16 protein-coding genes are annotated in these 17,884 nt (G+C 66.5%); 12 read left to right on the top strand and 4 right to left on the bottom strand.

The annotated features are described in order from the left end of the window. Window positions 1-8 precede the first annotated feature (8 nt). Window positions 9-992, bottom strand: coding sequence for a YheT family hydrolase (locus KBW98_RS10105; protein ID WP_211520001.1), 984 nt, complete (start codon window positions 990-992; stop codon window positions 9-11). Between the two features lie 31 nt (window positions 993-1,023). Then, entirely contained in the window at window positions 1,024-1,218 is a 195-nt protein-coding gene (locus KBW98_RS10100) for a zinc-finger domain-containing protein (RefSeq protein WP_020651840.1), read from the bottom strand. Window positions 1,219-1,438: 220 nt separating this feature from the next. Between KBW98_RS10100 and KBW98_RS10095 the strand changes: the two genes are divergently transcribed. The 11 genes from KBW98_RS10095 (at window position 1,439) to KBW98_RS10045 (ending at window position 12,688) form a co-directional block, all read left to right on the top strand. Further along, window positions 1,439-2,188 (top strand): AzlC family ABC transporter permease, encoded by a 750-nt coding sequence (locus KBW98_RS10095; protein WP_211520000.1) that lies wholly within the window; start codon window positions 1,439-1,441, stop codon window positions 2,186-2,188. After that, the gene (locus KBW98_RS10090) at window positions 2,181-2,525 is read left to right on the top strand and encodes an AzlD domain-containing protein (protein ID WP_211519999.1); all 345 of its coding nucleotides are present in this window, start codon (window positions 2,181-2,183) and stop codon (window positions 2,523-2,525) included. The genes KBW98_RS10095 and KBW98_RS10090 overlap by 8 nt, the downstream gene beginning before the upstream one ends. Window positions 2,526-2,564: 39 nt before the next feature. Then, window positions 2,565-3,770: a phosphoglycerate kinase gene (locus tag KBW98_RS10085; protein ID WP_229429100.1), complete on the top strand. Its 1,206-nt coding sequence runs from the start codon at window positions 2,565-2,567 to the stop codon at window positions 3,768-3,770. Between the two features lie 74 nt (window positions 3,771-3,844). Further along, on the top strand, window positions 3,845-5,305 hold the full coding sequence (pyk, locus tag KBW98_RS10080) for a pyruvate kinase (RefSeq protein ID WP_211520047.1): 1,461 nt from the start codon (window positions 3,845-3,847) through the stop codon (window positions 5,303-5,305). Between the two features lie 18 nt (window positions 5,306-5,323). Beyond that, the gene (fba, locus tag KBW98_RS10075; RefSeq protein WP_211519998.1) at window positions 5,324-6,388 is read left to right on the top strand and encodes a class II fructose-bisphosphate aldolase; all 1,065 of its coding nucleotides are present in this window, start codon (window positions 5,324-5,326) and stop codon (window positions 6,386-6,388) included. A 315-nt stretch (window positions 6,389-6,703) separates the two neighbouring features. Beyond that, window positions 6,704-7,600 (top strand): phosphoribosylaminoimidazolesuccinocarboxamide synthase, encoded by an 897-nt coding sequence (locus KBW98_RS10070; RefSeq protein WP_211519997.1) that lies wholly within the window; start codon window positions 6,704-6,706, stop codon window positions 7,598-7,600. A 3-nt stretch (window positions 7,601-7,603) separates the two neighbouring features. Then, window positions 7,604-8,113 (top strand): 5-(carboxyamino)imidazole ribonucleotide mutase, encoded by a 510-nt coding sequence (gene purE, locus KBW98_RS10065; RefSeq protein WP_211519996.1) that lies wholly within the window; start codon window positions 7,604-7,606, stop codon window positions 8,111-8,113. Further along, entirely contained in the window at window positions 8,106-9,290 is a 1,185-nt protein-coding gene (locus tag KBW98_RS10060) for a 5-(carboxyamino)imidazole ribonucleotide synthase (protein ID WP_211519995.1), read from the top strand. Before purE ends, KBW98_RS10060 begins: the two co-directional genes overlap by 8 nt. Before the next feature lie 2 nt (window positions 9,291-9,292). Continuing rightward, a complete protein-coding gene (locus KBW98_RS10055) occupies window positions 9,293-10,321 on the top strand; it encodes an L-threonylcarbamoyladenylate synthase (protein ID WP_211519994.1) in 1,029 nt (342 codons plus the stop codon). 258 nt (window positions 10,322-10,579) lie between these two features. Continuing rightward, complete coding sequence (locus KBW98_RS10050) at window positions 10,580-11,938, top strand: SGNH/GDSL hydrolase family protein (RefSeq protein ID WP_211519993.1); 1,359 nt, start codon at window positions 10,580-10,582, stop codon at window positions 11,936-11,938. Between the two features lie 66 nt (window positions 11,939-12,004). Next, a complete protein-coding gene (locus KBW98_RS10045; protein WP_211519992.1) occupies window positions 12,005-12,688 on the top strand; it encodes an OmpW family protein in 684 nt (227 codons plus the stop codon). Between the two features lie 177 nt (window positions 12,689-12,865). On the opposite strand, the gene KBW98_RS10040 is transcribed toward KBW98_RS10045, so the two are convergent. After that, the gene (locus KBW98_RS10040; protein WP_229429099.1) at window positions 12,866-14,893 is read right to left on the bottom strand and encodes a bifunctional diguanylate cyclase/phosphodiesterase; all 2,028 of its coding nucleotides are present in this window, start codon (window positions 14,891-14,893) and stop codon (window positions 12,866-12,868) included. A 354-nt stretch (window positions 14,894-15,247) separates the two neighbouring features. Between KBW98_RS10040 and KBW98_RS10035 the strand changes: the two genes are divergently transcribed. Next, window positions 15,248-17,512 (top strand): hypothetical protein, encoded by a 2,265-nt coding sequence (locus KBW98_RS10035; RefSeq protein ID WP_211519991.1) that lies wholly within the window; start codon window positions 15,248-15,250, stop codon window positions 17,510-17,512. Window positions 17,513-17,653: 141 nt separating this feature from the next. On the opposite strand, the gene KBW98_RS10030 is transcribed toward KBW98_RS10035, so the two are convergent. Beyond that, window positions 17,654-17,884: hypothetical protein (locus tag KBW98_RS10030; protein WP_211519990.1), on the bottom strand; the 231-nt coding region annotated here is incomplete at its 5' end.

Raw genomic sequence — 17,884 nt, 5'->3', positions numbered from 1 at the left:
CCAATGAGTCAGCCAGCATCGCACAGTTGCACCGCGTCCGGCGCGCGGCTTGCGGCCAGCCCGTCGAAGAAGTGCAGGATCTTTTGCGGCAGCCAGTCGATCCGTCCCGGGAAGGGACCGGCGGCGAAGCCGACGTGGCCGCCGTGCTCCGGATACTCCAGGGTCACGGCCTTCGATGCGCTGCGCGGCAGGTGCGCGCCCGGCAGGAAGGGGTCGTTGCGGGCGTTCAGCACCAGGGTCGGCACCGTGATCGCGTCCAGCACGTGGCGGGCGCTGGCGCGGTGCCAGTAGTCGTCGGTGTCGCGGTAGCCGTGCAGCGGCGCCGTCACCACGTTATCGAAGGCATATAAATCGCGCGCCCGCAGCAGGGCCTCGCGGTCGAACAGGCCGGGGAACTGCTCCAGCTTGGCCAGGCACTTGGGCTTGAGCGTCTGCAGGAACATGCGGGTGTAGACCATGTTGAAGCCCGAGGACAGCGCTTCGCCGCCGCGCGCCAGGTCGAGCGGGGCGGAGACGGCGCAGGCGCCGTCGACGATCTCGGCGCCGTGGCCGGATTCGCCCAGCCAGCGCAGCAAGGCGTTGCCGCCCAGCGAGACGCCGGCCGCGTACAGGATGCCTTGATGGCGCGCGCGCAGCTTGCGCACGATCCAGTCGACTTCGTGGGCGTCGCCCGAGTGGTAGAAGCGGGGCGCCAGGTTCGGCTCGCCCGAGCAGCCGCGGAAATGCGGCACCGCGCCCGACCAGCCGCGCGCCCGCAGCGCGGCCATCAGGCTGCGCGCGTAGTGACTGTGCGAGGAGCCTTCCAGGCCGTGGAACAGTACGACCAGCGGTTGACCCGGCTGGCCGTCCACGAAATCGACGTCGATGAAGTCGCCGTCATGGCTGTGCCAGCGCTCGCGCCGGTAGGGAACCTCCGGCTTGGCGAGGCAGGTGGCCGGGTAGATGGTCTGCAGGTGGCCGCCCGGGAGCCACGACGGGGCACGGTAATCCATGGGAAAGCGGCGCAAGGCGCCGCAGGTGGGATTAGTGGTGCTTCAGCACGGTGCCCGGAGCCAGGCGGTACTGGGTGCCGCAATACGGGCACTTGGCTTCGCCATGGTGGTCGAAGTCGAGGAAGACGCGCGGGTGCGAGGACCACAGCGGCATTGCCGGATTCGGGCAGTATGCCGGCAGGTCTTTGGCCTCGAGTTCCACCACGGGCATCGTCTTTTGGTTCATCTGTTTCTCTCCGGTCGGAAAATTTGGCAAAAACACGATTCTAACGGATTGCCCCCATTGCCGAAATGGTCGCTAAAATAACGAACCCCTTAACAAACTGATCAAATCGAGCTGGGCGCGCTGCGCCATGCCCCCGTGCCACTCTCCAGATGCGTTTCATGCCCGATCGTTTCAAGCCTGCCGCCGCGTTCGTCCTGCCGGGACGTTGCAGGATTACCACATGAATGCGGGCGACCCATCGGGCCCGGCCATCGCCTCCTATGACGCCCCCGACCGCGACGCCTGGCGCGAAGGCGTCAAGGCCGGGATGCCGACCCTGTTCGGCATCGGCGCCTGGGGCATCGTGGTCGGCATCGCGATGGTCAAGAGCGGGCTGAGCGTCTGGCAGGCCAGCGGCATGACCCTACTGGTGTTCGCCGGCTCCGCCCAGCTGGCCTCGCTTCCCCTGATTGCCGCCCAGGCCCCGATCTGGGTCATCTTCGCCACCGCCCTGGTGGTCAACCTGCGCTTCGTGATTTTCTCGGCCCTGCTGGGCCCGCATTTTGCCCATCTGCCCTGGAAACAGCGCTTTTGCCTGGGCTATATCTCAGGTGACTTGACGGTGGCGATGTTCCTGCAGCGCTACCCGACCGCCGAGCCGGCGCCCGGCAAGCTGTCCTATCTGAAGGGATTGATGTATCCGAACTGGTTCGCCTGGCAGATCGGTTCGCTGGCCGGCATCTTCCTGGGCAGCGCGGTTCCGACCGAGTGGGGGCTGGGTTTCGCCGGCACCCTGGCCATCCTGTGCATCATGGTGCCGCTGATTATCAATCACGCCGCGCTGTGCGGCGTCGTCGTGGCCGGGGTGGTATCGGTGCTGGCCTACGGGCTGCCCTACAAGCTGGGCCTGCTGCTGGCGGTGGTGGTGGGCATGGTGACCGCCATGTTTATCGAGGAAAGCTTCACCAAGCGGAAGGTACGCCATGAGTGACTGGGAAATGTGGGCCGTCATCGGCGTGCTGTGCGTGGCCACCGCCGCCACCCGCAGTTCGTTCTGGATGATCGGGCACCGCGTCAGCATCCCGCCGCGGGTGCAGGAAATGCTGCGCTATGCGCCGGCCTGCGCGCTGGTGGCGATCGTGGCGCCGGACATCCTGGTCGATGGCCAGGGAGAGGTCCAGCTGGCGCTGGCCAACCCGAAGCTGCTGGCCGGGGCGGCGGCGCTCGGTTTTTATCTCTGGCGCCGCAGCATGCTCCTGACGATTGTTTTCGGGATGGCCGTCTTTACGTTGTTACGCGTCCTGCACGTTTTTGGCCCCGCTGCCTAATGTACAATGTCGTTTTTTCCACTATCTCACTGCTGACCAATGGACGCCGTTCTCCGCTTCACCCGTCTGCAAGACCTGATCGACCGCGATGCGCTGCAAAACAAGCGCGTTTTCATCCGTGCTGACCTGAACGTGCCGCAGGACGATGCCGGGAAGATCACCGAAGATACGCGCATCCGCGCTTCGGTGCCGGCGATCCAGGCCGCGCTGAAGGCCGGCGCGGCGGTGATGGTGACCTCGCACCTGGGCCGTCCGCTTGAGGGCGAGTTCAAGCCGGAAGACAGCCTGGCGCCGGTCGCCGCGCGCCTGTCCGAGCTGCTGGGCCAGCCGGTCGAACTGAAGCAGGACTGGGTCGACGGCGTGGACGTCGCGCCGGGCCAGGTGGTGCTGCTGGAAAACTGCCGCGTCAACAAGGGCGAAAAGAAGAACAGCGACGAACTGGCCCAGAAGATGGCCAAGCTGTGCGACGTCTACGTGAACGACGCCTTCGGCACCGCGCACCGCGCGGAAGCCACCACCCACGGCATCGCCAAGTTCGCGCCCGTGGTCGCCGCCGGCCCGCTGCTGGCGGCCGAGCTGGATGCGCTGGGCAAGGCCCTGGGCCAGCCGAAGCGTCCGCTGCTGGCCATCGTGGCCGGTTCCAAGGTCTCGACCAAGCTGTCGATCCTGCAGAGCCTGGCGGGCAAGGTGGACAACCTGATCGTCGGCGGCGGCATCGCCAACACCTTCATGAAGGCCGTCGGCCTGAACATCGGCAAGTCGCTGCACGAAGCCGACCTGCTGGGCGAAGCCAAGTCCATCATCGACATGATGGCCGCGCGCGGCGCGCAAGTGCCGATTCCGGTGGACGTGGTGTGCGCCAAGGAATTCAGCCCGAACGCCGCCGCCACCGTCAAGAATGTGGCGGATGTGGCGGACGACGACATGATCCTGGACATCGGCCCGAAGACCGCCGCCACCCTGGCGCAGCAAGTGGCCCAGGCCGGCACCATCGTCTGGAACGGCCCGGTGGGCGTGTTCGAGTTCGACCAGTTCGCCGAAGGCACCAAGACCCTGGCCATGGCCATCGCCAAGTCGGAAGGCTTCTCGATCGCCGGCGGCGGCGACACCCTGGCCGCGATCGCCAAGTACGGCATCGGCGACCAGATCGGCTACATCTCCACCGGCGGCGGCGCCTTCCTCGAGTTCCTCGAAGGTAAGACCCTGCCGGCAGTCGAGATCCTGCTCCAGCGTAACGCCCAGTGATATCCAGCGCAGCCCCGGGGCTGCGCTTCTCTTTTCAGAATCAAGGATTCCAACACATGCAACCCGTGCGCCCCCTGTACAACGCCACCAAGATCGTTGCCACCATCGGCCCTGCATCGACCGACTTCGACATTCTCGTGAAAATGATCCGGGCCGGCGTCGACGTCGTGCGCCTGAACTTCTCGCACGGTAAGGCCCAGGACCACATCGACCGCGCCGCGCTGGTGCGCCGCGCCGCCGCCGAATGCGGCACCGAAGTGGCGATCATGGCCGACATGCAGGGTCCGAAGATCCGCGTCGGCAAGTTTGAAGAAGGCAAGATCTTCCTGAACAATGGCGACAAGTTCATCCTGGACGCGCGCTGGGGCGAGAACGGCGAGCTGGGCAACCAGGACCGCGTGGGCCTCGACTACAAGGCGCTGCCGCGCGACGTCAAGCCGGGCGACAAGCTGCTGCTCAACGACGGTCTGATCGTGCTGGTCGTCGACAAGGTCGTGGGCCACGAGATCTGCACCACGGTCAAGGTCGGCGGCGAACTGTCGAACAACAAGGGCATCAACCGCCAGGGCGGCGGCCTGACCGCGCCGGCCCTGACCGCCAAGGACATGGAAGACATCAAGACCGCGATGAGCTTCCAGGCCGACTACCTGGCCATTTCCTTCCCGAAGAACGCCACCGACATGGAAATGGCGCGCCAGCTGGCCAACATCGCCGGCGAACCCTACGGCCACAAGCCGATGATGATCGCGAAGATCGAGCGCGCCGAAGCCATCCCGGTATTGCAGGAAATCCTCGACGCCTCCGACGGCATCATGGTCGCCCGCGGCGACCTGGCCGTCGAAGTCGGCAACGCCGCCGTGCCGGCGCTGCAGAAGCGCATGATCCAGATGGCGCGCGCCTCGAACAAGCTGGCCATCACCGCGACCCAGATGATGGAGTCGATGATCGTCAACGCCGTGCCGACCCGCGCCGAAGTCTCGGACGTGGCCAACGCCGTGCTGGACGGCACCGACGCCGTCATGACCTCGGCCGAAACCGCATCGGGCAAGTACCCGGTCGAGACGGTCGAGATGATGGCCGCCATCTGCCTCGAGGCCGAGCAGTCCGAGTACAACAAGCGCGACGCCGATTTCCTCAACGTCCAATTCACCCGCATCGACCAGTCGATCGCCTACGGCACCCTGTTCACCGCGCACCACCTGCGCGTGAAAGCCATCGTGGCCCTCACCGAATCGGGCTCGACCGCCCTGTGGATGAGCCGTCACTCGATCGACACCCCGATCTTCGCCCTGACCCCGCTGCAGGCGACGCAGCGCAAGGCGTCCCTGTACCGCAACGTGCGAGCATTCCACCTGCTGCAGGAAGGCGGCAGCCACGCCGTGCTGCGCCGCGCCGAGGAAGTCCTGATCCGCGAAGGCATGGTCCGCAAGGGCGACCTGATCGTGGTCACCTGGGGCTCGCCGATGGGGCAGGCCGGCGGCACCAACGCGCTCAAGATCGTGCGCGTCGGCGAGCTGGACGAACTAGTTTCTTAATTGTTTGGGAGTAAACCCATGGCACTCGTATCAATGCGTCAACTGCTGGACCACGCCGCCGAACACGGTTATGGCCTGCCGGCATTCAACGTCAACAACCTGGAACAGGTGCAGGCCATCATGGCCGCCGCCGACGCGGTCAACGCGCCGGTGATCATGCAGGCCTCGGCCGGCGCCCGCAAGTACGCAGGCGAAGCCTTCCTGCGCCACCTGATCGACGCCGCCGTCGAAGCCTACCCGCACATCCCGGTCGTCATGCACCAGGACCACGGCCAGTCGCCGGCGGTCTGCATGGCCGCGATCCGTTCGGGCTTCACCTCGGTGATGATGGACGGTTCGCTCGAAGCCGACGGCAAGTCGGTCGCTTCGTACGAATACAACGTCGAAGTCTCGAAGGAAGTCGTCAAGTTCGCGCACTCGATCGGCGTGACCGTCGAAGCCGAGCTGGGCGTGCTGGGCTCGCTGGAAACCATGAAAGGCGACAAGGAAGACGGCCACGGCGCGGACGGCACCATGACCCGCGAACAGCTGCTGACCGACGTGGCCCAGGCCGCCGACTTCGTCGCGAAAACCCAGTGCGACGCGCTGGCGATTGCGATCGGCACCTCGCACGGCGCCTATAAGTTCACCCGCAAGCCGACCGGCGACATCCTGGCGATCGACCGCATCAAGGAAATCCACGCCCGCATCCCGAACACCCACCTGGTGATGCACGGCTCGTCGTCCGTGCCGCAGGAACTGCTGGCCATCATCCGCGAATTCGGCGGCGACATGAAGGAAACCTATGGCGTCCCGGTCGAAGAGATCCAGGAAGGCATCAAGCACGGCGTGCGCAAGATCAACATCGACACCGACATCCGCCTGGCGATGACGGCCGCGATCCGCAAGTACATGTTCCAGAACCCGTCGAAGTTCGACCCGCGCGACTACCTGAAGCCGGCGCGCGAAGCGGCAATGGAAGTGTGCAAGGCCCGCTACCTGTCCTTCGGCTGCGAAGGCCAGGCGGGCAAGATCAAGCCGATCCCGCTGGACAAGATGGCCGAGCGCTACAAGGCGGGCGAGCTGGCGCAGATCGTTCAGTAAGGCTGTCCACGCGTGCCTGCTTTGCTTGCAGACACGTGCAGCGAGATACGTCCCGCGCCCCCGGATCCGTCATTCCCGCGCAGGCGGGAACCCAAGTTCGCACCGCAGCAGCAAGCGCTCATCGCATCGCAACGCAGGCAAACTTGGGCCCCCGCCTTCGCGGGGGTGACGGTGGTAGGGGGCATGCCCTGGCCTTCGGTCGGCGGCAGCGGGATGCGAATTGACGTAAAATTACGCATTGAGCAGGCTCCCCAGGCCTGAACACCCCCAATCCGGCGCCCCATTCGCCGGCACTGTTTCCCTGATATCCCTTCTATGAACAGCCTCTACGAATCCACTATCCAGTCCCTGCCACTGCTCGGCCGCGGCAAAGTGCGCGACAACTACGCCGTCGGCGACGACAAGATCCTGATCGTCACCACCGACCGCCTGTCGGCCTTCGACGTGGTCATGAACGAGCCGATCCCGGGCAAGGGCATGGTGCTGAACCAGATGAGCGACTTCTGGTTCGAGAAGCTCGGCCACATCGTGCCGAACCACCTGACCGGCGTGGCGCCGGAATCCGTCGTGGCGCCGAACGAAGTGGAGCAGGTGCGCGGCCGCGCCGTCGTGGCCAAGCGCCTCAAGCCGATCCTGGTCGAAGCCGTCGTGCGCGGCTACATCATCGGCTCGGGCTGGAAGGACTATCAGGCAAACGGCGCCATCTGCGGTATCCAGCTGCCCGCCGGCCTGCGCCAGGCCGACAAGCTGCCGCAGCCGCTGTTCACCCCGGCCGCCAAGGCCGACATCGGCGAACACGACGAGAACATCTCCTTCGAAGAGATGGAAAACCGCATCGGCAAGGAACTCGCCGCCAAGATGCGCGACGTCAGCATCCAGCTGTACACCGCCGCCGCCGAATACGCCGCCACCCGCGGCATTATCATCGCCGACACCAAGTTCGAGTTCGGCCTGGACGACAACGGCGTGCTGCACCTGATGGACGAAGTGCTGACCGCCGACTCCTCGCGCTTCTGGCCGGCCGACTCCTATGCGCCGGACATGTCGCCGCCTTCCTTCGACAAGCAGTTCGTGCGCGACTACCTGGAAACCCTGACCGGCTGGGGCAAGACCGCCCCGGCCCCGGCGCTGCCGCAGGACGTGATCGAGAAAACCCAGGCCAAGTACTTCGAAGCCATCGAACGCCTCACCGGCGAGAAGCTGAAGGCCTGAGCGATGACGGAACAAGCCAAGCCGCTGGTCGGCGTGATCATGGGTTCCTCGTCGGACTGGGACGTGATGAAGAACGCCGTCGATGTCCTCAAGCAGTTCGGCGTGCCCTTCGAGGCGCAGGTGATCTCGGCGCACCGCATGCCGGACGAGATGTTCACCTATGCCGAGACCGCGCGCGAGCGCGGCCTGCGCGCCATCATCGCCGGGGCAGGGGGCGCCGCCCACCTGCCGGGCATGGTGGCCGCCAAGACCATCGTGCCGGTGCTCGGCGTGCCGGTGCCGTCGAAGTACCTGCGCGGCGAGGATTCGCTGCTGTCGATCGTGCAGATGCCGAAAGGCGTGCCGGTGTCGACCTTCGCCATCGGCGAAGCCGGCGCCGCCAACGCGGCCCTGACCGCCGTGGCGATCCTGGCCGCGACCGACGATGCGCTGGCCCAGCGCCTGCTGGCCTTCCGCGCCGAGCAGACCGCGGCGGCCCAGGCCATGACTCTTCCCGTGTTGACGCATGAGTGATCCGCTTCTCCCATCCGCCAATCCGCCGGCCTGGCTCGGCGTGATGGGCGGCGGCCAGCTTGGCCGCATGTTCGCCCACGCCGCCCAGACGATGGGCTACAAGGTCGCCGTGCTCGAGCCGGCCCAGGATTGCCCGGCCGGACAGGTCGCCGAACGCCTGATCACCGCAGGCTACAGCGACGCCGCAGGTTTGGCCGAACTGGCGGGGCAATGCCGCGCCGTCACCACCGAATTCGAGAACGTGCCGGCCGACAGCATGGCCTGGCTGGGCGAGCGCAGCTTCGTCGCGCCAAGCGCCTCCTGCGTGTCGATCGCCCAGGACCGCATCGCGGAAAAACGCTTCTTCGTCGAGTGCGCGCCGAGCTCCGGCGTGATGCCGGCCCCGCACAAGACCATCGCCTCGCACGCCGACATCGACGCCATCGGCGACGAGCTGCTGCCGGGTATCCTCAAGACCGTGCGCATGGGCTACGACGGCAAGGGCCAGGTCCGCGTGCGTTCGCGCGAGGACGTGCGCGCGGCTTTCGACCAGATGGGCGGTGTTACCTGCCTGCTGGAGAAGATGCTGCCGCTGGCCTATGAGGTGTCGGTCCTGACCGCGCGCGGCGCGGACGGCGCTTCGGTGGTCTACCCGATCGCCGAGAACGTGCACCGCGAGGGCATCCTGTTCACCACCACCGTGCCGGGACCGAACGTGTCCGCCGCCTGCGCGCAGCAGGCCCAGGATGCGGCGCGCGCCATCGTGGCCGAACTGGGTTATGTGGGCGTGCTGTGCATCGAGTTCTTCGTGCTGCAGGACGGCAGCCTGGTGGTCAACGAGATGGCCCCGCGTCCGCACAACAGCGGCCACTACACCATCGACGCCTGCGTCACCAGCCAGTTCGCGCAGCAGGTGCGGGCGATGGCGCGCCTGCCGCTGGGCGACGTGCGCCAGCATTCGCCCGCCGTGATGCTCAACATCCTGGGCGACGTCTGGTTCGACGGCGACAGCGACAGCGTGCGCGAACCGGCCTGGGACCAGGTGCTGGCGCTGCCCGGCGCCAACCTGCACCTGTACGGCAAGGACGACCCGCGCCGCGGCCGCAAGATGGGCCACGTCACCTTCGTGGCGCCGGCCCTGGCGCAGGCGCAGGACAGCCTGCGCCAGGCTTGCCTCATCCTGGGTATTCCGGAGTGACGATGGACCAGCAGCCCGATCAAAGCGCGATCGATGCGGCCGCGCGCGCCCTCGAGCAGGGCGCGCTGGTCGCCTTCCCGACCGAAACCGTGTACGGCCTCGGCGCGGATGCCGAGAACCCGGCCGCGGTGGCCGCCATCTACGCCGCCAAGGGCCGTCCCCAGGATCACCCGGTGATCGTGCACCTGGCGCCCGGCGCGCCACTCGACTACTGGGCTACCGACATTCCGCAGGAAGCCCAGGCGCTGGCCGATGCCTTCTGGCCCGGCCCGCTGACCATGATCCTGAAGCGCGCCGCCAACATTCCGGACGCCGTCAGCGGCGGCCAGGACACGGTAGGCCTGCGCTGCCCCTCGCACCCGGTGGCGATCGCGCTGCTGCGCGCCTTCAAGGGCGGCCGCGGCGGCGTGGCGGCGCCCTCGGCCAACAAGTTCGGCCACGTCAGCCCGACCCTGGCCCAGCACGTGCGCGACGAATTCGGCGCCGACGGCGGGGTAGCCCTGGTGCTGGACGGCGGCGCCTCGGAGGTGGGCATCGAATCGACCATCGTCGACCTGTCGCGCCTGGCCACGCACGGCCCGGTGCTGCTGCGTCCCGGCCATATCAGTGCGGAAGCGATAGCCGCCGTGATCGACCGCATGCCGGCCGCGCCCGACGCCGCCGCGCCGCGCGCCTCGGGCACGCTCGAATCGCATTACGCACCGCACACGCCGGTGGCGATGCAGGACAGCGCGGTGCTGCGCGCCACCCTGGCCGAGCTGGACCAGGTAGGCCGCAAGGTGGCCCTGATCCACTACACCGACATGCCGCAGACCCATGCGGCGCTGCGCCTGCCGGCCACGCCGGACGGCTTCGCCCACGCGCTGTATGCGGCGCTGCGCGCCATGGACGGGCAGCGCGCCGACCTGATCCTGGTCGAGGCTCCGCCCAGGGACGGCCCCTGGCTGGGCGTCAACGACCGGCTGCGCCGCGCGGCCCACGGTTCGACCGGCATCGTGCACGGTTTGCTCAACCGCCAGCCCGCAGTTTGAGCTAGATCAAACATCCTCATGACACGGCGCAAAGCGCCTGTCATGACGGCACACGCGTGCGAAATAGTGCTTCTTTCACTACGCGTGAGAACGCTATAATCGCCTCCCTTTTTCACGCTCGCGCCCTTGTTGCACAGAGGTGTAAAAAGTTACGAAATTGCAAGGATTCGCTATACAAGCGAACTGAACACTGGCATATTAGTTGTGATACGAATAGCACGGGCGTTCGTTTCATAATAACCATCGTTAGGAGACACAATGCGTCAAACCAAACTCGCGCTTGCCCTGTTGACGGCAGCGTTGCTGACGGCGTGCGGCGGCAGCAGCCCAGCCGGCGGCGACCAAACGCAAAAGACCACCTTCAGCCAGCAAGTGTCCTTCGGCGACAGCCTGTCGGACGTCGGCACCTACTCGGTGGGCGCGGTCAAGGCGGCAGGCGGCGGCAAGTTCACCATCAACGGCGACAGCACCGCCAAGCACCCCGACCTGACCGGCAAGATCTGGCTCGATTTCATGGCCGCCCAGCTCGGCCTGCCGGCGCCCTGCGCCGCCCAGACCGGCCTGGAAGGCGACGCGAGCCTGGGTCTCAACGTACCGATCACCAACCACGCGAACTGCTTCAACTACGCCCAGGGCGGCTCGCGCGTGACCAACCCGGTCGGCCCGGGCAACAAGGCCACCGGCTCGCCGATCGGCGAGATGACCCTGCCGCTGACCGGCCAGATCGCCAACCACCTGGCCAAGACCGGCGGCAAGTTCAGCGGCACCGAACTGGTGACCATCCTGTCCGGCGGTAACGACGTGCTGATGCAGATGGCCGCGATCCAGACCGCCGGCACCACCGCGGGCGCACAAGCCTTCGCCACCTCGTTGACCATGCAGCTGGCAGCCGGCGCGACCAACCCGCAGACCGCAGCCCAGGCCATCGGCCTGGCGATCGCCACCGAGAACGCACGCCCGGGCAAGACCGACGCCAGCGTTGTGCAGGCCGCCGTCACGGCCGCCGCTACCCAGCCGGGCAACCAGGCTGTCGCTTCGCCGGCTGTGTACGGCCCGATGGTCGCCAAGGCCCAGGCCGACGGCACCACCGCCGGCACCAAGGCGGCCGGCGAATACGCCACCGCCAACGCCGCCCGCATGGTCACCGAACTCGGCACCGCCGGCGCCCAGATGGCGGCGATGGTGCGCAACGAGCTGGTCGGCAAGGGCGCCAAGTTCGTGGTCGTGGCCAACCTGCCTGACGTCGCCAGCACCCCGGCCGCCAAGTCGCGTCCGGCCGAGATCCAGCAACTGGTGACCGCGATGATCAACGCCTTCAACACCCAGCTGAAGAATGGCCTGGGCGCCGACGATCCGCGCATCCTGTACGTCGACCTGTACTGGGTCTCGAACGACCAGGTGAAGAACCCGGCCCCGTACGGCCTGACCAACACCAGCGCGCCGGCTTGCGGCACGAATCCGCTGGGCGGGACCTCGCTGGTCTGCACCGCCAACAACACGGTTGCAGGTGATGTGAGCCACTACATGTTCGCCGACACGGTCCACCCGACCCCGTTCGAGAACAACCTGATCGCGCGCTACGTCCTGAAGGACATGGCAGTGAAGGGCTGGCTGTAAGGCTGCGGCAGGCCCGCTCCACGCATCGATGCGGGCGGGCCATCACACAAGAAACCAGGAGAAAAAATGAAAGTACGTTTCAAGAGCGTCGTGACGATGCTGGGTGTGGCTGCAGCGCTGGCATGCGCCTCGACCGCGTCGGCCCAGTCGAAGGGCCAGCTGACCGCCAAGTTCGGCATCAACCAGCTGACCCCGAAGGTGGAGAGCGGTGACATCAGCGCGCCGGCCCTGCCGGGCACCAAGGCCGACGTCGGCCGCGACACCCAGCCGGTGCTGATCTTCGCCTACGGCCTGACCGACAACATCTCGACCGAGCTGGCGCTGGGCACCCCCTACAAGCACCGCATCTACGGCGCGGGCGCGATCGCCGGCACCGGCGAGCTGGGCACGGTCCAGGCGCTGCCGCCGACCCTGTTCCTGCAGTACCGCTTCTTCCAGCCGAGCGCGCCGTTCCGTCCCTTCGTGGGCGTGGGTGCGACCTATGCCTACTTCATGAAGGAGCGCGGCTCGTTCAAGATGACCGCGGTGACCAACCCGGGCAGCAACGTGCCGACGACCTTCAGCATCGACAACAAGTTCACCTACACGCTGCAGGCCGGCGTGGCGATGAACTTCAACGAGCGCTGGTTCGGCGACGTCACGGTCAACAAGGCGCGCCTGCGCACCAATGTCAGCTTCTCGACGGGCCAGACCCAGGCCATGAAGCTGGATCCGGTGTCGGTGGTGCTGGCGGTGGGGTACAAGTTCTGATTGCTGTTTTCCGCATGTGAGAAAGCCCGCTTTGGCGGGCTTTTTTATTGTTGCGGCTGCTCTGCGGACTTGGATTCCCGCCTGCGCAGGAATGACGGTTTTTGGGGCACGTAAATAAGCACGTCATTCCCGCGAAGGCGGGAACCCAAGTTTGCGAGCGCACCGCTCAATCCAAACTCAGTGCAAACTCCTCGCATACTGCGTAAAGCTCTCCGCACTCATCGCCCGCTGGTACAGGAAGCCCTGGTAGATGTAGCAGCCCGCATCCGACAGGAACTGCCGCTGCCCCGGCGTCTCCACCCCTTCGGCGATCACCTGCAGCCCCAGGCTGTCGCCCAGCGCGATGATCGAGCGCACGATCGAGGCGTCGTTCTGGTCGGTCAGCACGTCGCGCATGAAGCTGTGGTCGATCTTGAGCTGGTCCAGCGGCAGCTTGCGCAGGTAGGCCAGCGACGAGTAGCCCGTGCCGAAATCGTCCAGCGAGAACGACAGCCCGCGCCGCTTGAGCGTGGCCATGGTGTGCGCGGTCTGGGTGAAGTCGCTCACCACCAGGCTTTCGGTCAGCTCGAGCTTGAGGCCCGACGGCTGCACCCCCGTATGCTCGAAGATGCGCTGCAGCATGGGCACGAAATCGGGCTCGGTGAACTGGCGCGCGCTGACGTTGACCGACATCGTCAGGCCCGCCGTTTCCGGCGAACTCTGCCAGCGCGCCAGTTCGGCACAGGCGGTGCGCAGGGTCCAGCGGCCGATGTCGACGATCAGGCCGCTTTCCTCGGCGGCCCGGATGAACTCGGCTGGATACAGGATCTTGCCGTTCGGCTGGCGCCAGCGCAGCAGGGCCTCGGCGCCGATCACGTGGCCGGCGCGGTCCAGCTGGGGCTGGTAGTGCAGCAGGAATTCGTTGTTGCGCAGCGCCCGCCGCAAGCCGTTCTCGAGCTGGGCCCGGGCCGACCAGGCCGCCTGCACGGCGGGGTCGTGGAAGCGGAAGGTGTTGCGCCCCGAAGCCTTGGCCTGGTACATCGCGGCGTCGGCCTGGCGCAGGGTCGATTCCACCGTGTCGCTGGTGCCGCACAAGGTCGCCACGCCGACGCTGACGGATAAGGTGTAGTTCAGCTCGCCCAGCTGGAAGGGCGCGGCCATGGCCGCCACCACCTTCGCGGCCACGGTCTCGGCCTGGGCCGCCGCGCCTTCGCGCGTGTCCTCCAGCGGCTGGATCAGGATCACGAATTCGTCGCCGCCCAGGCGCGCCACCATGTCGGCCTCACGCACGCAGTGCTCCAGGCGCCGCGCCACCGCCTGCAGCAACATGTCGCCGGCCGCATGGCCCTGGGTGTCGTTGAGGAACTTGAAGTTGTCGAGGTCGCAGAACATCAGCGCCCCGCACTTGCGTGTGCGCGCGCTGCCGAGCAGGGCGCGGCGCAGGTGGTCGAGCAGGTTGGCGCGGTTGGGCAGGTCGGTCAGCGGGTCGAAGAAGGCAAGCCGGAAGATCTTGGCTTCGTTGTGCTTGCGTTCGCTGATGTCGGCGCCGATCACCAGGATCTTCTGGCCGGCCCCAAGCGCGTCGTCCGGCGCCAGCAGGGTCCAGCGGGCATCGATATCGACTGCCGAGCCGTCGCTGCGCACGTGGGTCAGCTCGCCAGACCATTCGCCGTCGGCCAGGGTGCATTCGTAGGCGCCCTGGTAGGCGGCCAGGTCGTCGCACAGCAGCTCGCAGAACTTCTTGCCGCGCGCATCCTGGGCGCTCCAGCCGTACAGGCGCTCGGCGCCGTGGTTCCAGTAGGTGATGCGCGAATGCATGTCCATGGCAATGATGGCGTCGCGCGCCCGCTGCAGGAAGGACGCCTGTTCCATCACCATCATGTCGGCCTGCTTGATGCGCGTGAAGTCGGACATGAAGCCTTCCAGGATGCCGTCGCCGTGGGGGCTGAGCGCGCCCTGTTCGCATATCCATTTCTCGGTGCCGCAGGCGCAGCGAATCCGGTAGGTGAGCTGGAAATGGCGGTCGTTCGCGAGCGCGGCGGCGATGGTGCGCTGCACGCCGGCGCGGTCGTCCGGATGGATGATGCTGGCGAAGGACAGGCCCGGGCGCGAGGTGAAGGCGGCGGCCGAATAGCCGGTGAGCTTCTCGACCCCGTCGCTGACGAACTCCATGGTCCAATCGCCATCGTTGCGGCAACGGTAGGCCGCGCCGGGCAAATTGCTCAACAGCATTTCAAGTGATAGTGAGTGCACACTATCTGAGGCGGTCTGATCCAAGGCTGGTGGTGCGTTCATCGAGTCTCGCGGACAATGAAAAATTGAAACAGCCGGGTGATGGAGCACGAATACCGATGGTAGCTCAAAAGACAGCCTGCGCAACCACGCCCGATTGAAATTTGTAAAGAATGTCGGGTGGCTGCAGCGTCTCAAGAGGTGTTTGCGTCTTACAAATCTCCGGTTAGCAATGCTCAGTTAGCGATTCGAGAAATGTTTCATTTACTACAACACCCGTGTTACACTTGCCGCCCTGTTGGCTGTTGGCAAGCTTCTCTCTTTGTCCTGATGCGATCCGCCCAGAGCATGCGCGTACTTCGATCCGCTTTCGTCCTTTTGTTGTGCCTGTGGCTGCCGGCAGCCGCAAGCGACCACGGCCTGCGCGCCCTGCGCATCGCCCAGGCCGATACGCCGCGCATTGACGGGACGCTGGACGATCCGGCCTGGCAAGGCGCGCCCGTCTACGACAACTTCCACAAGCACCAGCCGCGTGACGGGAATCCGCCGGCTTCCACCCTGCGCACCACGGTCCAGCTGTTGATCGACGAGCATGCCCTGGTGTTCGCCATCCGCGCCTGGGACACGGCGCCGGCCGCCTTGCGCGGCTCGCTGGCGCGGCGCGACAAGGTCGGCCTGGAACAGGACTTCATCGGTGTGTGGATCGACCCGGTCGGCCATGGCCGCGCCGCCCAGTTCGTCCGCATCAACACGGCGGGCGTGGTGAGCGACGGCGTATACCGCGCCGACGACGACGAATCCGACCTCGGGCCCGATTTTCCGATCGAAACCGCCGTCAAGCCGCTGCCCGACGGCTACAGCATGGAAGTGCGCTGGCCATTGTCGAGCCTGCGTTTTCCGTATGCCGGTGGGCGCGCCTGGCAGCTGCTGGTGGAGCGCAGCGTACCGCATGCCGGCGGCACCTTGCTGCTGACGGCCCCCTTGAAGACCGACGCCCTGAACCAGCTGGCCTTCCTGCGCGAGATCGAGGGCATGGGCGCCACCGTCGAGACCGTACGCGACCGCCGCTTCGTCGAGCTGCGCCCGGAGCTGACCCTGCGCGCCGCGCGCGACGGCGTGGACGGGCGGCGCGAACGCGGCCTGCGCCTGGAAGCCGGGCTGGAAGTCAACCTGCGCCCGCGCGCCGACTGGGTGTTCAACGGCATCCTCAATCCCGACTATTCGCAGATCGAAGTCGACCAGCCGGTCTCCGCCGGCGCCAGCAATATCGCCCTCAGCCTGCCGGAAAAGCGCGGCTTTTTCCTCGAGAGTTCCGACGTGCTGGGACTGCCGCTGCCGGCCTTCTATTCGCGCACCGTGTTCGATCCGCAGTGGGGCGCGCGCGCCACCTGGCGCGCGTCCCACCTGGACGCCACCGCGATGAGCCTGCGCGACGAGCCCGGCGGACTGGTGCTGCGCGGCCGTCCCTACGCAACCCTGGAATACGTGCAGCCGCGCCGCTCGACCGCCAGCCTGTGGCGCACGCGCTGGCACGGCGACGGGCTGCTGCTGGGCGCCTTCGTGTCGCAACGCGACTACCATGCCTTCGGCAGGAACGACGTGCTCGGCCTCGACGGCCAATGGCGCGGCGAGGATGCCGAAGGCGCGCAGCGCCAGGCCGCCTTCGTCGCCATGCATTCGCGCACGACCGCCGGCTTCGACGCATCGGAGGCGCTGGCGCGCACGCCGCGCCGCGAGGGCGGCTACCTGTGGACCAAGTTCGTGCACAGCTCCAGCGACTGGTGGAACGAGGCCGTGGTCGAGGCGATCGGCCCCGGTTTCGTCAACGACAACGGCTTCCTGCCTCAGGCCGGCATCGCCAGGCTGCAGCTTGATCTCAACCGCATCCTGGGGCGCCAGGAGGCGCTGGGGCTGCATGAATTCGAGGCCCATCTCGGCCTGCACGAGATCCGCACCCTGGGCGACCGCAGCGGCGGGCAGCCCGGCAATGAAGTGGTGACGCGCGAGATCCGCCCGGGGTTCTGGCTGGCGGCGCCGGGCCAGACGCGCTTCTGGACCCAGCTCGGCTTCGACCGCCAGCGCGCACGGCAGGGCGGACGCCTGCACCGCACGCCGGCCCTGCATGCCGGCGTCGAGACGGTGCCGCTGCCCTGGGTGTCGAAGATCGCCGCCGAAGTCGCGCTGGGACGCCAGCTCGACGCGGACGCCGACCGGGTCGGCCCCGGCGGCAACGTCATCCTCGACGTGGGCCTGCGCTTTCCCTTGCCCAGGGGCTGGGCGCTGGAACTCGACCACCACGTGAACCGCGCCTGGGTGCGCGGCACGCTGGGGCAGGATGCGTTTTCCGACACGGCCTGGCGCTGGCTGGCGATGCTTCACTTCAGCCCGCGCGACTCGCTGCGCGTGCTGGCCCAGAATACCTGGGCGGCGCGGCGCGATGACGGCATTACGCAACTGGAGGCCTGGAGTGACAGGCAGATTCACCGGTCGGTGCTGTACCGTTACCGCTGGCGGCACGGGAGAACGGTGTCGGCCGGCTATGTCGACGACCGCATGCCACTTGCGCGCAGCAGTACTCGGGCGCTGACGGTGCAGTGGCAGTGGGAGATTTAATGCGCCTTGCCAACTCTCTGGATTCGCTCCGGTAGATGAGACGAGAGGTGATCGAAAAAGGCTTGTTGCATCACTGCTCGCGGCTTGTCGCGATGCTTAGCCTGCAAGATCATGGAGTCCGTTTGCGACCCGAAGCGGACGTTACTCGTTGACCAGAATGAGTTCAGGCACAAGCGAACCAAGGTAGGCTGCCTCATCATTTGTTAGTGCGGCATTGCTCAACACCAAAGAACCCAAGTTAGGGATCTGCGCCAATTTGGTGACCGTGTCGAAGCCCAAGCGCGACGAGTTGATTGCGATTTGTTGGACTCCGACTAGAGCACATAAGGACTTCGCGAATCCATCATCTGGCACTACATCCATTAAAGTGAT

Source organism: Massilia sp. ST3, from assembly GCF_018119405.1.
Taxonomy (GTDB): Bacteria; Pseudomonadota; Gammaproteobacteria; order Burkholderiales; family Burkholderiaceae_D; genus Telluria.
Note: the sequence above shows the minus strand (reverse complement) of the source record. Positions and strands in the feature narration are given on the sequence as shown.

Excerpts from the sequence above, each read along its gene's own strand:
- KBW98_RS10105 (WP_211520001.1), bottom strand. The coding sequence starts at position 992 with ATGGATTACCGTGCCCCGTCGTGGCTCCCGGGCGGCCACCTGCAGACC.
- KBW98_RS10100 (WP_020651840.1), bottom strand. The coding sequence starts at position 1,218 with ATGAACCAAAAGACGATGCCCGTGGTGGAACTCGAGGCCAAAGACCTG.
- KBW98_RS10095 (WP_211520000.1), top strand. The coding sequence starts at position 1,439 with ATGAATGCGGGCGACCCATCGGGCCCGGCCATCGCCTCCTATGACGCC.
- KBW98_RS10090 (WP_211519999.1), top strand. The coding sequence starts at position 2,181 with ATGAGTGACTGGGAAATGTGGGCCGTCATCGGCGTGCTGTGCGTGGCC.
- KBW98_RS10085 (WP_229429100.1), top strand. The coding sequence starts at position 2,565 with ATGGACGCCGTTCTCCGCTTCACCCGTCTGCAAGACCTGATCGACCGC.
- fba (WP_211519998.1), top strand. The coding sequence starts at position 5,324 with ATGGCACTCGTATCAATGCGTCAACTGCTGGACCACGCCGCCGAACAC.
- KBW98_RS10070 (WP_211519997.1), top strand. The coding sequence starts at position 6,704 with ATGAACAGCCTCTACGAATCCACTATCCAGTCCCTGCCACTGCTCGGC.
- purE (WP_211519996.1), top strand. The coding sequence starts at position 7,604 with ATGACGGAACAAGCCAAGCCGCTGGTCGGCGTGATCATGGGTTCCTCG.
- KBW98_RS10060 (WP_211519995.1), top strand. The coding sequence starts at position 8,106 with ATGAGTGATCCGCTTCTCCCATCCGCCAATCCGCCGGCCTGGCTCGGC.
- KBW98_RS10055 (WP_211519994.1), top strand. The coding sequence starts at position 9,293 with ATGGACCAGCAGCCCGATCAAAGCGCGATCGATGCGGCCGCGCGCGCC.
- KBW98_RS10050 (WP_211519993.1), top strand. The coding sequence starts at position 10,580 with ATGCGTCAAACCAAACTCGCGCTTGCCCTGTTGACGGCAGCGTTGCTG.
- KBW98_RS10045 (WP_211519992.1), top strand. The coding sequence starts at position 12,005 with ATGAAAGTACGTTTCAAGAGCGTCGTGACGATGCTGGGTGTGGCTGCA.
- KBW98_RS10035 (WP_211519991.1), top strand. The coding sequence starts at position 15,248 with ATGCGCGTACTTCGATCCGCTTTCGTCCTTTTGTTGTGCCTGTGGCTG.